We start from the raw sequence: 12,649 nt of genomic DNA, 5'->3' as shown, positions 1-12,649 counted from the left end.
CAGGACCCTCGACAGGGCACGGTAACGTCTGCGGGTTCCCGAAACCGCAACTGACGAGGTGCCAAGGAGTACGTTGACCCACCCCCAGCCCCCCAGCGGGCCGCAGGACCCCCTACAGCCGAACCCGGAGCCACCGGCCCAGCCGTTCCCGGCGACACCGCCGCAGACCGCCGCCGACCCGACGGCCCCGACGGCGCCCGAATCGCCCAGCCCGTGGTCGCCACCTCCACCGCTGGTGTTCGGTGCGCAGCAGCCTGCCGCGCCGCAGCCCTCCTACAGCGACGAGCCGCAGCAGCCGTCGTTCGCCAGCGAGCAGCAGCAGCCGTTCGCGGGCCCGCCACAGCCGCCATTCGCTGGCGACCAGCAGCCGCCGCCGTTCGCGGGCCCGCCACAGCCGCCGTTCGCCGCCCCGCCGCAGCCGACTCCGCCGTACTCGTCACCGCCGTACTCGTCACCGCCGGGTCCGCACTGGCAGCAGCAGGCGCCGTTCGCAGCCGGTGGATATCCGCCCGCCGGTGGCGGTGGGTACCCACCGCAGGCCGGGCCGGGTTATCCGCCGCAGGCCGGGCCGGGCTATCCGCCCGGCATGCCACCGCCCGCGACGGGGGCGAACTCAACGAAGACCGTGCTGATCATCGTGGTCATCGCAGCCGTGCTCGCCCTGCTGTGCTGCGTGGGCGGCATCGTGACGATGGTCGTCGGTGCGAACCGCGCCACAAACGGGACGATCGAGTCCATACCCGAACCCGGGGCGCCGGCGCCCGCCCCGTCGTCCACCGGCGGCCCGTCGACGAACATGCCGGCTGGGAACTCCGCGCAGATCGACGACGACCGGGGCGTCATCAAGGTCACCGTGACCAAGTTCAGCACCTCCACCGAACCGTGCAGGACGAGCGGCCTCAAGCCCGACAAGGGCATGTACGTGATCGCCGACGTGACCGTTTCGGTCATCGAGGGCACCGGCTCGATCAACCAGCTGTACTTCTGGTGGATCGCCGCCGACGGCACAAAGACCAGCACGATCGCCGGGGTCCTGTCCGGCTGCGGCACATCGCTGCGGTCCGGCACCAACCTGACCGCCGGCACCACCCACACCGGCACCATCGTGTTCAACGTGCCCGACACCAACGGCACGCTGGAGTACCAGCACAGGTTCAAATTCGCCGCCAGTTGGAAGCCGTGACGTTGTGACGCGGGGCCGGCCCGTCGGGCCGGCCCCGGCTTGAACAGGTCGGCTGTCTCGTCCCGGCGGCCCGACTGCCGTACCTCACCGCGCCAACTTCGCTAGCTGTCGCCACCGAAGAGGGAGAGATAGCGGCCGAGGTAGAGGGACCACCCGGTGTCGCTGTCGACTCCGTCTCGAACCGACTCCCAGCCAGGGCCGTGCCGGTCAAGATGCCGGTGTTCCAGCTCGATCCGGGTCCGGCCTGGCGCCTCGACGATGAAGGCGACTTCGACCTCGCTGGCGAGGTCCGGGTCGGGTTCGGGTTGCCAGGTCGGCCCGATGTCCCAGCTGAAGACGACGCGGGTCGGCGGCTCGTACGCGAGGACGCGCGCCCACCGGCATTCGCTGCCGTCGACACCACGGTCGTAGATGTGCCCGCCCACCCGCGGCTCGAACACGGTCGCGGCGATCGGGACCGCGAGCAGGTTGTGCTCGCGTGGCTTGAAGTCGCCGAACCGCTCGACGAACACGGTGAAAGCCTGCTCGATGGGCGCATCGACGACGATTCGCCGGCGCACCACCGCCGTAGCTGCTTGCGTCATGGACTCTCCTCGGTCTCTTCAACGATGTCCTGGTAGCCGTCCAGCGCCCGTCGCCAGAACGTGTCGAGCTGATCCCGTAGCGCGGCCAACCCGTCCGGACTCAGCCGGTAGACGCGACGGGTTCCTACCGCTTGGTCGACGACCAGGCCTGCGCCCTTGAGCACCTTGAGGTGCTGCGACACGGCTGGTCGGCTGATGGGCAGCTCATCTGCCAACTCCCCCACGGCGCGGGGTCTGTCGGCCAGGCGCTGAACGATGGCGAGCCTGCTGGGATCTCCCAGCGCCTCCCATCCCGGGTGCACTCCGTAAGTCGCCACGAACGTAAGCTACGACTTACCGATGCTAGCGTCAAGGCTGGCATCGAACACCTTGACGGGCCGACAGCCTGCGGATCACCCCTGAAATGACGACCACTGCTGGCCAGAGAAGGGGCGCGGCCGCAACACCATCAGCGGCGGCCGGTCGGCGGCGCGCGCGACGAGCGCCCAAACGGAAACAGGGCCCGAAGGCCCTGGATTCTCGCTGATCTGTGCCCGCTGATCGTGCTGGCGGGATCTTCCCTGTCGTACGTGTTGCTGGTGGAGCTGAGGGGATTTGAACCCCTGACCCCCTCGATGCGAACGAGGTGCGCTACCAGTCTGCGCCACAGCCCCCCACCGGCGAACCGGCTTCGGTCCCACCCGGCTTACACCGGGCGGGCCGGCAGCAAGGCTAACAGGTCGCCGGCCTCCACCGCGAATCCGCCCCCACCGCCGCGCCGGCACCAAGCCGACACCGCGCCGCCGCCGCAGCGAAGATCGACTCGGTTTCCTTGAAATCGGGGCATCCGGGACGCCACGACACCCCGACTTCAAGGAAACCGAGTCGATCAAGAGCCAGCACCGCCCGATCACGGCCCAACCACGGGCCTCAGGCGCCTCGGCCGGCCTCGTAGGGGCGGCCACGTAGCCCGCCGGACCGCCGGTACGACACCGAGCCACCGTTGACGGCTGCCGGCAGGTCCCCGGGGCGGTCGAGGCCCATGGCAGCGCGGCGTACCCCTTCGCGCTGTGCGGCCAGGCGACGTTGCGCCTCCCGGCGGGCAGCGGCACGGCGGGCCTGTTCGCGGCGGACCTCGGCCTGGCGGGCGGCCAGCCAGGCCGCTTCGCGGGCGCGGGCGCGGCGGCGACGGCGACCGGCGAGGGCCTGCCCCCGCAGGTGGACGACGTACATGGCCAGCAGCAGGAAGGTGACCGAGAAGCTGATCCAGAAGCCGGGGCTGACGAACAGCACGCCGATCAACTCGACGAAGTTGAGCAGCAGCAGGGCGGCGAGCACGCGGCGGCGGCGATACACGGCGGGGGTGTGCTGTCGGCGCGGCGGCGGGCGGCGACGGGACCGCTTGGGGGCCGGTGGCACGGCGCGCAGCCGGCCGGAGCGGCGGGCTGCCGGGGGCGCGGAGACCGGCGCGGCCAACCTGCCCGTAGTCGCATCTTCACTGAGAGTGATGGTCAGGGAGCGCGGAGGGTGGACGGGTCGCCGTCCGGGCACAGTGCGGCGCCGTCGGCGGCGCTGGAGCACCCGCGCCGTCGACTGCGCCCGCTCCGCCACCAGCCGCTCGGTGGCGTCGTACCGGCGAACCAACGCCGGGGCCAGGGCGAGCAGGCCGGCGGCGGCGAGGACGGCGAGGAGCACCGAGGTCGGCACCCTCACCCCTCCCGTCACCAATTCGGAGCAACCGCCACCCGACCGCAGGATCTTCCACCGATCGTGCCTGGGTGCGTAGATCGTCCGGACGGGGAACGCTTGCCACAGCTTGCAGTTACTTGAGGTTACGGCTCACCGACCGGGATGCCACCGCGCCGCGCCGATCCCGTGCGTGGGACGGCTCACCGGGCGTTGGCGCGTACCCGGTGCCACCGGGCCAGAAGACCGCCCTCGGCGGCGATCTCCTCGCTTGTCATCGCGTATCCGATGTGGTCCCGCCAGGCGCCGTCGATGTGCATGTAGCGCACGTGGTACGCCTCCTCGCGGAAGCCGAGTTTCTCCACCACCCGCCGGGACGGCCGGTTCTCCGGCCGGATGTTGACCTCCACCCGGTGCAGCCCACCCGGCCCGAACGCGTGGTCCACGGCGAGCGCGAGCGCGGTCGGGATCACGCCCTGCCCGGCGACCCGGGCGTCCACCCAGTAGCCGACGTACCCGGAGCAGAAGGCGCGCCGGACGATGCTGCCCACGTTGAGGTGCCCGACCAGTCGTTCCCGATCGCCCTCGCGCAGGCAGACGGCGAACGGCATGCCCTCGCCCTCGCGGGCCGACCGGCGTTGGTCGCGGTGCACCCAGCGGAACGCGGCAGGCGAGTTCAGTTCGTCCCAACTGCCGGGCAGCGACGACTCCCAGGGCGCCAGCCAGGCCCGGTTGGCCCGGCGTACCTCCGACCAGGCCGCCGCGTCGGAGCGCCGGTAGGGGCGCAGCAGCACCGGGCCGTCGGCCAGCACCGCCGGCCAGCCGGGTGCCCGCGCGGGTCCGAAGAGACTCACACGCACAGTCTCCCGCGCGGGACCCTGTCGCGCGCAAGTGGACCCGCGATGAACCGCCGACCACGCATCGCGGGAGCGGACCGCGAGCGGGCAGATCGGGCAACCGTCACCGACGGCGATCGAGCAGCAGTACGTCCACGGTGGAGCCGGCGGCGGCGGTGGTGACCCGCTCGCCGAGCACCAGCAGGCCGTTCGCCTCGGCCAGCCCGGACAGTGTGAACGGCCCGCCGCTGAGCGGCTGCACCGTGTACCCGCCGCCACGCCGCTCGGCGACGTGCGCGGGCCGGAACTCCCGTAGCCCACCCGGGGACGACACGGTCTCCAGCAGGTGCGCGCGGACGCTGGGACGGAACACCGGCTCGGCGCCGGCGAGCAGTTGGATGGCGGGACGCGCCAGCACCTCGAAGCCGATAAGCGCCGCGCCGGGATCGCCGGGCAGGCAGACCACCGGCACCTCCTCCGCGCTGACAGTGCCGAAGCCGAGCGCGGTGCCCGGATAGAGCGCCACATCGGTGAAGGTGACAGGGCCGGCCCGGCCACCCTCACGGCGGGACAGGATCCGGCGCACCATGTCGCCGGGACCGGTGCCGGTACCGCCCGTCGTGATGATCAGGTCGGCGCGCAGGGTCTGGTCCTCCAGAAGCCCGCGCAGCCCTTCCGGGTCGTCGTCGCAGATGCCCACCCGGTACGCCAGGGCGCCCACCTCGGCAGCGGCTGCGGTCAGCGCGTGCGAGTTGGCGTCCACCACCTGCCCGGGCTGGCTGCCCCGGCCGACGTCGACAAGCTCGTCGCCGGTGGCCACGATGACGACCCGTGGGCTGGGCCGGACCACCACGTGCCCGATGCCGGTGGCGGCGAAGACCGCTACCAGCGCCGGGGAGACGTACGTGCCGGCACGGGCGAGCAGGGTGCCGGCGGCCAACTCCTCACCGGCGCGGCGCACCCCGTACCCCCGCTTGGGGGCGCGGAAGATCTCGACGGCGGCCATGCCCTGGTCGGTCCATTCGACAGGGACCACGACGTCGGCGGCGACCGGCAGCGGCGCCCCGGCGGCCACCGAGAAGCACGAGCCCGGGGTGAGCCGCACCGGTCGCCAGCTCGCCGCGCCCAGGTCGCCGACCACGTTGAGCCGGATGGTCCGCCCACCGGGCGTACCGGAGGGGGCCGGGATGTAGCTCGGACCCCGGCCCCCTCCGGAGATGTCCTCCCAGCGGGCCGCGTACCCGTCCACGGCCGCCTGGTCGAAGGCCGGGAAGGCGTGCGGCGCGACGACGTCCTCGGCGAGGACGTTGCCGTGCGCCTGGGTGAGGTCGAGGTCGAGTGGCGGCAGCGCTCGTAACCTGCGCAGCACGCTGCCCAGGTAGTCGGCGAGCGGCGTCAACTCGTTCGCGGCCGCCTCGGCGTCGGCCGTAGCTGTCATGTACCAGATCCGCCTGCCGCGTCGGTCCGCACGAAGTCGGCCAGCCAGGAGCGGAACTCGGTGCCGAGATCCTCGCGCTCGGCGGCGATCTGCACGACCGTCTGGAGGTAACCCAGCGGCATGCCGGTGTCGTAGCGGGTGCCCCGGTAGACGATCGCGTGCACCGGGGTGCCCTCGGTGCGCAGCAACTCCATGGCGTCGGTCAGCTGGATCTCGCCGCCGCTGCCCGGCTTGGTCCGCCGGATCGCGTCGAAGATCTTCCCCGGCAGGACGTACCGGCCGAGCACTGCGAGGTTGCTCGGCGCGTCCTCCGGCTGCGGCTTCTCCACCATGCCTGTCACCTTGACGACCTCGCCGATGTCGGTCAGCTCCGACTCGGCGGGCTCGACGGAGGCGATGCCGTACCGCTTGGTGTCGGCCGGGTCGACCTCGAAGAAGGCGAGCACCACGCCGCCGGTGCGGGCCTGCAACTCGAGCATGGCCGGCAGCAGCGGCTCGGACGGCTTGACGAACTCGTCGCCGAGCAGCACAGCGAACGGCTGGTCGCCGACGTGCGACTCGGCGTACCCGACTGCGTGACCGAGCCCGAGCTGCTCCGGCTGCCGGACGGTGTAGATCTCGGCCAGCTCACTGGGCCCACGCACGGCGGCCAGCCGTTCCGCGTCGCCCTTCTCCTCGAGCCTGGCCTCCAGGTCGGGGCGACGGTCGAAGTGGTCCACCATCGACGTCTTACCCCGCCCGGTGATCAGCAACACGTCGCCGATGCCGGCCTGGGTTGCCTCCTCGACGATGTACTGCAACACGGGCCGGTCAACCACCGGTAGCAGTTCCTTGGGCACCGCCTTGGTGGCCGGCAGGAAGCGGGTGGCCAGTCCGGCGGCCGGGATGACGGCCTTGACCGCCAGGGGACGGCCGGTTGCGGCGACCGTCGATGAGGGGTTCGCTGAGTGCTCCGACATGCCGCGAGACTATCGGCCACGGCTCTGCCGCGGCGGGTGTGGCCCAGAAGACGCGCCGCCGCCCGGCCCCGGCCGCCCGGCGTCCGGGCCGGCCCGCGAGCCTTCCCCGGTGGTGGCGGCCGCGTCGTCGGTCGGCTCCGGCCGGGCGTGCGCCGGCCCCGGCGGGTTCGATTCGGGTACGCCCGCAGCCGACTCCGACCGGGCGGGCCCGCCCGGCTCCCGTTGGGCGTGCACGGGCTGGCCGGCGCGCGGCAGCCCGTCGGGTGGGCTGACGGCGCCCGAGGACACCGGGATCTCGCACATCGGCACGTCGGGGCGGATCTCGGCGACCCGATAGGTGTCCCGACCGGCCGCCTTGGCCGCGTACAGGGCGTCGTCGGCGGCTTCCAGCACCTCCCGTCCGGTGGTGCCGTGGTGCGGGTAGACGGCGATGCCCACCGACACGGTCACCACGACCGGCCCGGCGTACGCCTCGACGGCCACCGGCGTCTCCCGTACCGCCGCGCCCAGCCGTTCCGCGACGATCGCCGCACCCCGGGCGTCGGTCTCAGGCAGGAGCAGCACGAACTCCTCGCCGCCCTGCCGGAAGGCGAGGTCCACCTCGCGGATCTCGCCGCGCACCCGCTGGGCGAACTCGGCAAGCACCGTGTCCCCCGCCGCGTGCCCGTACGTGTCGTTGACGTCCTTGAAGCGGTCCAGGTCGAGGGCGAGCACGCTGAGCATCCGGCCGAACCGGCTGGCCCTCTCCACCTCCCGCCGGATCGACTCGCTCAGGTAGCGGTAGTTCCACAGCCCGGTGAGCGGATCGGTGAGGGAGAGCCGCTGCGCCTCCTCGTGCACCCGGACGTTGTCCACCGCCACTGCCGCGTGCCCGGCGAAGGTGCGCAGGGTGACGAGGTCGTCGTCGTCGAACTCGTCGGCGCCCAGCCGGTCGTAGAGGGCAAGCACACCGAGCGCCGCCGCCGGCGCGCCTGCCTCGTCGGTCTCGTCGGCCTCCACCACCGTTCCACGCGAGCCGGTCGCCGGTCCGCCGCCCGGGGTGGCGAACGGCACCGCCACGTACGTTCGGCAGCGTGGCTCCCCCGTCGGGGCCTCGGTCGCCTCCACGCGCCCCCGCTGCGGCACACCGGTTGCGGCAACCGCGCCCACCACGCCGACGCCCACCGGCACCCGCAGCGGCTCCGGGCCCTCCTGGTCCTCCGCCGGCCAGCGCCCGTCCAGCCCTTCGCTGCACTGGGCAACGAGCACCCCGCCGGATTCCACGAGCAGCACCGCGCCGGCCCGCGCACCGGTGGCCGCGATGGCGCTGTGCAGGATCACCCGCAGGATGCGTTGCAGGTCATGGGTGCTGGCCAGGGTGTCGCCCAGCACCGCCAGGTGCCCGCGCAACTGGTCGCGGCTGCTGGTGAGCGCAGCGACGTACGACCCGGTCTCCCGGGTCATCCGGTTGAACGCGACGGCCAGGCGGCCCAGCTCGTCCCTGCTGCGCACCGGCACCCGGGCGGTCAGGTCGCCGTGCGCCACCCGGTCCACGGCACCGGCCAACTCCACAAGCGGTCGGGTGGTCACCCGGGCCAGCCGCCAGGCGGCCAGCACGGCGAGCAGCCCGGCCAGCACGACCGCGCCGGCCAGCGTGACGGGCAGACCGGGTGGCCGCTCGCTGGGCACCGAGAGCACCAGCGGCAGCGGCTGCCCGCTTGACGGCCCGATCCGCCGCACGTACCGGCCGTCGGTGGTCTCCGTGACCCGTTCGCCGTCGGTGGTCTTGGCGGCGGCCAGCACCGCGTCGCGTACCTCGCGGGACTCGGTGGTGTGGGTGAACCTGGCGGCGCTCGCACCTCCGTCGAGCAGCGTGACTGCCACGCCGGTGACCGCCGCCAGCCGGGCCACGAAGTCGGGGTCGACCAGCTGCGCGGCGGCCACCGTACCCACCAGGGCCCCGGCCCGGTCGTGCAGGTCGACCCGGGCGGCCAGCGCGCGGACCGGGCCGGGCGCCGAGGTTGCCGGGCCGGAGCAGTCCCGCCAGGGGGTCGGCGGCGCGCCCGGTGACGCGTACGTGACCTGGCCGGTCACGTCGGTGATCAGGACGGCGGCGGCCAGCCCTCGGCCGATGAGCTGGCCGGCGGCGACGGCGGGTTCGCCGGTGAGGGCGACCGCGTCGGCCGTGGCACGTAGCTGCTGGCAGAGTGCGTCGACCGAGGTACGCACTGTGGACGCGGCGACCGCGAGGCGCTCAATTGATCGACTGTGGTCGACGGCCGCGACGGTGGAGGCGACGAAGAAGGCCCCGAGCAGGACTGGCCCGAGCACCACAACGAGGAAGGCTCCTGTCAGCCGTCCGCGTAGCGTCACTCGGTCCCCCCGGAAGTTCCGCCTCCGTTGCTTGCGATGCTGACACAGAGCGACCGTGGTAGTGGTGTTGCGTCAGGAGTGTTGCGTGCCGGAATTTTCGGATGAAGCGGAAGCGGCCCGAGAGGCCAAGCGACAGACCCGCGCCGAGCTGCTCGCCCGCCGCCGGGCCCTGCCTGGTCCGACGCGGGCCGCCGCCGCCGGGCGCGTCCAAGCCGAGCTGGTCACACTGGTACGCCGGCTGCGTCCTCGCCGGATGACGGCGTACGTGCCGGTCGGCTCCGAGCCGGGTGGCGCCGACCTGCCGGAGGTGCTGCGGGCTGCGCTGCCGACAGGTGCCGAGCTGCTGCTGCCGGTGCTCCGCGACGACCTGGATCTGGACTGGGCTGCGTACGCCGGACCGGACGCTCTGGTGGCGGCCGGCCGGGGCATCCGTGAGCCGGTCGGGCCACGGCTCGGGGTGGACGCGGTGGCCCGCGCGGAGCTGGTGGTCGTACCGGCGCTGGCCGTCGACCTGGGTGGCCGGCGGCTGGGCCGGGGCGGCGGCTCGTACGACAGGGCGCTGGCACGGGTGCCGACCGCCGCGCTGACCGTTGTGCCGCTGCACGACGGAGAGCTGGTCGAGGCGCTTCCCGTCGAGGTGCACGACCTTCCGGTCCGAGCGGTCGTCACCCCGGCCGACGGGGTGCGTACGCTTGATAACGGCCCGGGTAGAGCGCATGGTGTCGCGCCCCACACGTCCGCTGGACGAACCCGGGGCGAATGACGCACCATTGGCACTCGAATACGTCGAGTGCCAACTGGCGCCGAGTGCCAACTGGCCCGAGCCCGATACCGGAGGAGAACGTGCCTACGTACCAGTACGCCTGCACCGCGTGCGGTCACCAGCTCGAGGCGGTGCAGTCCTTCTCCGACGAGCCGCTGACCGAGTGCCCGACGTGCCAGGGGCGGCTGCGCAAGGTCTTCAACTCCGTCGGCATCGTCTTCAAGGGCTCAGGCTTCTACCGCACCGACTCCCGCGCGGCAGGCTCTGAGGGTTCGACCGCCGGCACGGCGAGCAAGACCGAGTCGTCCTCGTCGACCTCGGGTGGGGATTCCGGCTCGTCGAGTTCGTCCTCGGGCGGGTCGTCGTCCGGCGGGTCGTCGTCCGGGTCGTCTTCGTCTGGCGGGTCGTCCGGGTCGTCTTCGTCGGGGTCCTCCTCGTCGGGGGCGTCGTCCTCGTCCGGTGGGTCGAGTGGTGGCAAGGCCCCGGCGGGCAGCTCCACCTCCTGACCCACGCGGCCAGCCTGGGTCCGCGACTTCTTGATCGACTCGGGTTCCTGGAAATCGGCCTGTCCCAGCCACTCGGACACCCCGATTTCCAGGAACCCGAGTGGATCAGCGCTGGTGCCGTCTCGCGCCATAGGCGGACTCGCCGTAGGCCGCCTCGCGCCATAGCAGGTCTGGCCGCCGGATGGGCGTTGTCCACAGGCCAGCGGGTTATCCACAGACGCCCTCGCGAGGGCGGAGCGATGGTCACGAACGGCCTAGCCTGCCGTCCACGGGTGCCACAACGGCGCCCGGGACGGGAGGTTCCCGATGGCGACAGGCGATCCGGGTTCGGCGCGGGCGCTGCGCCCGCTGCGTCGGCTGGCCCTGCCCGGCGGGCGCACCCTGCTCCGGAGCGCGCTCGTCGCCGCACTGCTGGGCTTGGCCGCCGCCGTCCTGCACACCCCGCCCACCTGCCCGCCGACCGATGCCGTCGGCCGGCCCCCGGGGCGCTCGGGCGAGGCCAACGGCGGGCCACTCTCGTCGAGCGGGCCGGCCGGCACAGGCCAGGGCCAGACCGGTACGGGTGACGGCCAGTCCGGCACCGGCCAGTCCGGCACCGGTCAGACCGACACTGAGCAAGGGCGGAGCGGCACTGCTGAAGGCGGCACGCACCCGTCCTCGGGTCCGCTACCACTGCCCAGCGGCGCGGTAGGGGTGCCGATCCGGTTGGCCGAGCCGGCAGCGCTGGCGGTCGTCCGGCCGGGCGCCCGGGTCGACCTGCTGGCCGCGCCGCCGGGCGGGGCGGATGCCGCCGAGGCGACAGTGCTGGCACCTCGGGCCCTGGTACTGGACGTATTGGGTGCCGGTGCGACCGACGGCTCCGCCGCGCTGTACCTGGCGCTCAGCCCCGACCAGGCACAACGCGCGGTCGGGTTGCCCGAGGGCAGCCGCTTCGCGATCGTCGTACGCGGCTGACCGCCCAGCTCGAACGATGCCCGAGGTAGACCGACGCCGAACCTGGTGCTGACCCTGGGGCAGGCGGGCGCCGAGCCTGGAGCTGACCGGAGGCCTGCGGGCGTCGAGCCTGGAGCTGAGCTGCCGCTGTCGACCGGGCAGCGCCTCGGCGGCTGACCGAGAGGCGGGAGTCAGTCCCAGTGTGGGGGACGCTGCGCGAGGAGCCAGTCGTCGTTGCCGCTGGCCCGCTCGCCCCAGCCCTGATCGGTGTCGTCCGAGGTCTGCTCGGGCAGCACCACGAAATCGTCGCTCAGGTCGACAGTGCGGTCGTCGTCGCCGCGCGTGCCCTGCGTACCGGGGTCCTCGGTGCTCACGAGCGGCAAGACTAGCGCAGCTTGCGGCAGCAGCCCGTCCGCAGACGGGCCGCGCCGGCCAGGAGCAACCGGACGACGGGCACGGAGATCACAGGGCCTTCGGTCAGCGGGTTCGGGCCACCAGCAACCGGACCAAGCGGTCCACACCGGCCAGAAGTGACCGGACCGACCGCCACGTTGGTAGCGTCGGACGGCGTGACGACACCCAGCGGTGGCAGCACCCCGGACGACTACTGGCGCCGGCCCGTAACCGGTGACGGCGAACAGGCGGGCCGCCCACCCGCCGCGCCTGCCGGTGCCTCCCCGAGCGCCTACCCGGGGCCACCGCCGAGCGTGCCGCCCCCGGCCGGCTGGCGACCTCCCGTGCACCTTCAGCCGGCACCGCCCCGACGGCTACCTCCGCAGGACATGGCCGACCTGGATGCCGCCGAGCAGCGCTCGCAGCGGGTCACCTACGGCTTCGGCGCGGCGGCCGGCGTGGTGCTAGTGGTACTCGTCTGCCTGCTCTGCTCGCGGGTCATCTTCTGATCCCCTGATCGCGCCGCCGCGCCCCGGTCAGAGGGTCGTGCCCCAGACCGCCTCGGCACCCGAGTGACCGGTCAGGTAGACGTACACCAGGGCGGCGATGGACAGCGCGACGACCGCCACCGCGAGCACCGGCGTCACCAGGTTCGGCAGCCTCGGCACCCGGGGATGTCCGCTGGTCACCACGAGCAGCAGGATGGCGACGATCCCGAGCGGCAGCACGATGCGGAACAGGATGTCGCCGTACCGGGAGTGCTCGAAGATCTGGTTGAGAATCTGGCCCTGGTAACCCCGGGCCACCAGCGCATCGGTGAACGCTTCGCCGGACTTGACGGCCACGAAGGCGGTCACCGGCGCGGTCACGGCGAGGATGCCCAGCGCCCAGTCCAACCGGTGCCGCCAACGCGGCAGTCCCACGTACCCGATGGCCAGCACCGCAAGCAGCGGCACGAAGACCACCACCGCGTGTACCACGAGGACGTGAGCCGGTAGACCCAGGATCTCCTCGAACATCGACTCCTCCTGGTGGAT

14 protein-coding genes, 1 tRNA gene and 1 pseudogene are annotated in these 12,649 nt (G+C 72.8%); 5 read left to right on the top strand and 11 right to left on the bottom strand.

Annotated elements, in window-relative coordinates:
- The first annotated feature begins 73 nt into the window (after window positions 1-73).
- Window positions 74-1,183 carry a DUF4352 domain-containing protein gene (locus ACPXB1_RS01355; protein ID WP_425734692.1) on the top strand — a complete coding sequence of 370 codons (1,110 nt, stop codon included), beginning with the start codon at window positions 74-76 and terminating at the stop codon, window positions 1,181-1,183.
- Window positions 1,184-1,284: 101 nt separating this feature from the next.
- On the opposite strand, the gene ACPXB1_RS01350 is transcribed toward ACPXB1_RS01355, so the two are convergent.
- From ACPXB1_RS01350 to ACPXB1_RS01315, 8 genes are all read right to left on the bottom strand, one after another.
- Complete coding sequence (locus ACPXB1_RS01350; protein WP_355592665.1) at window positions 1,285-1,767, bottom strand: SRPBCC family protein; 483 nt, start codon at window positions 1,765-1,767, stop codon at window positions 1,285-1,287.
- A complete protein-coding gene (locus ACPXB1_RS01345; RefSeq protein WP_355592666.1) occupies window positions 1,764-2,084 on the bottom strand; it encodes an ArsR/SmtB family transcription factor in 321 nt (106 codons plus the stop codon). The genes ACPXB1_RS01350 and ACPXB1_RS01345 overlap by 4 nt, the downstream gene beginning before the upstream one ends.
- 259 nt (window positions 2,085-2,343) lie before the next feature.
- A tRNA-Ala gene (locus tag ACPXB1_RS01340) sits at window positions 2,344-2,420 on the bottom strand.
- 256 nt (window positions 2,421-2,676) lie between these two features.
- Window positions 2,677-3,459: a divisome protein SepX/GlpR gene (locus ACPXB1_RS01335; protein ID WP_197281626.1), complete on the bottom strand. Its 783-nt coding sequence runs from the start codon at window positions 3,457-3,459 to the stop codon at window positions 2,677-2,679.
- Between the two features lie 176 nt (window positions 3,460-3,635).
- On the bottom strand, window positions 3,636-4,286 hold the full coding sequence (locus ACPXB1_RS01330) for a GNAT family N-acetyltransferase (RefSeq protein WP_355592668.1): 651 nt from the start codon (window positions 4,284-4,286) through the stop codon (window positions 3,636-3,638).
- Between the two features lie 106 nt (window positions 4,287-4,392).
- A complete protein-coding gene (gene glp / locus ACPXB1_RS01325) occupies window positions 4,393-5,706 on the bottom strand; it encodes a gephyrin-like molybdotransferase Glp (protein ID WP_425734691.1) in 1,314 nt (437 codons plus the stop codon).
- A complete protein-coding gene (locus ACPXB1_RS01320) occupies window positions 5,703-6,665 on the bottom strand; it encodes a UTP--glucose-1-phosphate uridylyltransferase (protein WP_355592672.1) in 963 nt (320 codons plus the stop codon). The genes glp and ACPXB1_RS01320 overlap by 4 nt, the downstream gene beginning before the upstream one ends.
- A 9-nt stretch (window positions 6,666-6,674) precedes the next feature.
- A complete protein-coding gene (locus ACPXB1_RS01315; RefSeq protein WP_355592674.1) occupies window positions 6,675-9,017 on the bottom strand; it encodes a GGDEF domain-containing protein in 2,343 nt (780 codons plus the stop codon).
- A gap of 85 nt (window positions 9,018-9,102) precedes the next feature.
- Here ACPXB1_RS01315 and ACPXB1_RS01310 point away from each other — a divergent pair, with 85 nt between their 5' ends.
- Both ACPXB1_RS01310 and ACPXB1_RS01305 read left to right on the top strand, forming a co-directional pair.
- Entirely contained in the window at window positions 9,103-9,780 is a 678-nt protein-coding gene (locus ACPXB1_RS01310; RefSeq protein WP_355592676.1) for a 5-formyltetrahydrofolate cyclo-ligase, read from the top strand.
- A pseudogene (locus ACPXB1_RS01305) lies at window positions 9,777-9,953 on the top strand (FmdB family zinc ribbon protein); the annotation flags it as partial. The gene ACPXB1_RS01310 and the pseudogene ACPXB1_RS01305, both read left to right, overlap by 4 nt.
- A 62-nt stretch (window positions 9,954-10,015) precedes the next feature.
- Here ACPXB1_RS01305 and ACPXB1_RS01300 read toward each other — a convergent pair.
- Entirely contained in the window at window positions 10,016-10,366 is a 351-nt protein-coding gene (locus ACPXB1_RS01300) for a hypothetical protein (RefSeq protein WP_355592869.1), read from the bottom strand.
- 226 nt (window positions 10,367-10,592) lie between these two features.
- On the opposite strand from ACPXB1_RS01300, the gene ACPXB1_RS01295 reads away from it, so the two are divergent.
- On the top strand, window positions 10,593-11,240 hold the full coding sequence (locus ACPXB1_RS01295; protein ID WP_355592678.1) for a flagellar biosynthesis protein FlgA: 648 nt from the start codon (window positions 10,593-10,595) through the stop codon (window positions 11,238-11,240).
- Window positions 11,241-11,410: 170 nt separating this feature from the next.
- On the opposite strand, the gene ACPXB1_RS01290 is transcribed toward ACPXB1_RS01295, so the two are convergent.
- The gene (locus tag ACPXB1_RS01290; protein ID WP_355592680.1) at window positions 11,411-11,593 is read right to left on the bottom strand and encodes a hypothetical protein; all 183 of its coding nucleotides are present in this window, start codon (window positions 11,591-11,593) and stop codon (window positions 11,411-11,413) included.
- Between the two features lie 195 nt (window positions 11,594-11,788).
- Here ACPXB1_RS01290 and ACPXB1_RS01285 point away from each other — a divergent pair, with 195 nt between their 5' ends.
- Window positions 11,789-12,121 (top strand): hypothetical protein, encoded by a 333-nt coding sequence (locus ACPXB1_RS01285; RefSeq protein WP_355592682.1) that lies wholly within the window; start codon window positions 11,789-11,791, stop codon window positions 12,119-12,121.
- A 27-nt stretch (window positions 12,122-12,148) separates the two neighbouring features.
- Here the strand turns inward: ACPXB1_RS01285 and ACPXB1_RS01280 are convergent, their stop codons facing one another.
- Window positions 12,149-12,631: a DUF2231 domain-containing protein gene (locus tag ACPXB1_RS01280; RefSeq protein WP_355592857.1), complete on the bottom strand. Its 483-nt coding sequence runs from the start codon at window positions 12,629-12,631 to the stop codon at window positions 12,149-12,151.
- Window positions 12,632-12,649: the final 18 nt, after the last annotated feature.

Source organism: Micromonospora sp. DT68 (assembly GCF_049847245.1).
Classification (GTDB): domain Bacteria; phylum Actinomycetota; class Actinomycetes; order Mycobacteriales; family Micromonosporaceae; genus Micromonospora; species Micromonospora profundi.
This window is presented reverse-complemented; position numbering and strand designations above follow the sequence as displayed.

Coding starts and splice junctions, on each gene's coding strand:
- ACPXB1_RS01320 (WP_355592672.1), bottom strand. CDS start 6,665: ATGTCGGAGCACTCAGCGAACCCCTCATCGACGGTCGCCGCAACCGGC.
- ACPXB1_RS01295 (WP_355592678.1), top strand. CDS start 10,593: ATGGCGACAGGCGATCCGGGTTCGGCGCGGGCGCTGCGCCCGCTGCGT.
- glp (WP_425734691.1), bottom strand. CDS start 5,706: ATGACAGCTACGGCCGACGCCGAGGCGGCCGCGAACGAGTTGACGCCG.
- ACPXB1_RS01350 (WP_355592665.1), bottom strand. CDS start 1,767: ATGACGCAAGCAGCTACGGCGGTGGTGCGCCGGCGAATCGTCGTCGAT.
- ACPXB1_RS01280 (WP_355592857.1), bottom strand. CDS start 12,631: ATGTTCGAGGAGATCCTGGGTCTACCGGCTCACGTCCTCGTGGTACAC.